Source organism: Larkinella fluvii (assembly GCF_051857545.1).
Classification (GTDB): domain Bacteria; phylum Bacteroidota; class Bacteroidia; order Cytophagales; family Spirosomataceae; genus Larkinella.
The window spans coordinates 1-1,431 of record NZ_JBPZHB010000027.1; the positions used below are offsets into that span (position 1 = coordinate 1).

At 47.2% G+C, this 1,431-nt stretch carries 2 protein-coding genes; both read left to right on the forward strand.

The genetic code is table 11. The annotated features are described in order from the left end of the window. A partial coding sequence (locus ACS5NO_RS33150) for an ISAon1 family transposase N-terminal region protein (protein WP_439419075.1) occupies positions 1-443 on the forward strand: 443 nt, incomplete at its 5' end. After that, complete coding sequence (locus ACS5NO_RS33155; protein ID WP_439419076.1) at positions 412-1,398, forward strand: ISAon1 family transposase; 987 nt, start codon at positions 412-414, stop codon at positions 1,396-1,398. The genes ACS5NO_RS33150 and ACS5NO_RS33155, both read left to right, overlap by 32 nt. The last annotated feature ends 33 nt before the right edge of the window (positions 1,399-1,431 follow it).

Genomic DNA, 1,431 nt, shown 5'->3' on the forward strand with positions numbered 1-1,431 from the left:
GGATCAAGTACAAAAGTTGTGGAGTGCGTTGCATTTTTTTAGGTTTGTATTTTTCATCAAACCTGACCGTCTTGGAGAGTTTCCTGCCTTTAGTCGAATACCTGTTACCCGATTTTATCGTAGCCTATTATGAGTTGACCCGTGTCGAGAAGTCTTCGGATCGGCTTCATGTTTATCTGGAAGAGAAGAACTACCCGGAGTCCGATCCCGCCAAAGAATTTCTTTTATCGAAGGGGTTCCTGCCTGAAATTACCATCCAGGACTTCCCCATTCGTGATAAACGGGTTTTTCTTCATATCAAACGCCGTCGCTGGCTGAATACTCAGACCGGTCAAATCCAGCAGAGAGATTGGTCGCAGGTAGCCCAGGGAACGCGAATGACGAAAGAATTCGCACTTTTTTTAAACCAGCTTGACGGCTTTATTCCCCCACAGTACCAATAGCCTGGGTCGTTTATTCGGTGTTGTCGGAAAGCGTTTTTCCCGTCAGTATCGGACCCATTTGAGCCATTTTCAGAACTGGTCTCAGCGAGAACATGCCAATCAGTGGCTGCTATATCCCCAAAATCTAGGAACGCACTTATCGATTGATGAGACGAGCCTTTCACATGGCGAGTTATATACGATCCTGACCAATAAAGCAGCCAAAGGCCAAAAAGGGAGTATTGTGGCCATTATCGCCGGTACAAAAGCCGAAACGGTGATCGCTATCCTGCGAAAAATCCCCGAAAAACTTCGTAAAAAGGTCGCCGAAATTACCCTGGACATGGCGGGTAATATGGCCCTGATCGCCAAGAAATGCTTTCCACGAGCCACTCAGGTTACCGACCGATTCCACGTCCAGCAATTAGCGTTGGAAGCGGTTCAGGAGATGCGCGTCCAGTATCGGTGGGAAGCGCTGGAGGCAGAAAATGAAGCTATTGAACAAGCGAAAGCCACACAGAACACGTATGAGCCCCAAGTACTTCCCAATGGCGATACGCTCAAACAACTGCTGGCTCGCAGCCGGTATGTGCTCTATAAAAAACCAAGTGATTGGACCGACAGTCAACGAGAACGGGCCACCCTGCTTTTTGATCGCTACCCTGATCTAAAGAAAGCCTATGATCTGAGTCAAGCCTTAAGCCACATTTTTGAGAACACGACTGATAAACTCTATGGCTTAGCTCGCCTGGCCAAATGGCATGAAAAGGTCCGACAGTGCGGTTTTAAGGCCTTTAACACGGTGGCTCGATCCATTCAAAATCACTATGACACCATCCTGAACTATTTTGACAACCGCAGTACGAATGCGTCGGCCGAATCCTTCAATGCCAAAATCAAAGCGTTCCGGGCCCAGTTCAGAGGGGTAAGAAATGTGGAATTTTTCCTTTACAGACTAACTCAGTTATATGCTTAAACCAAGATGATCCACAACTTTTGGTATTGATCC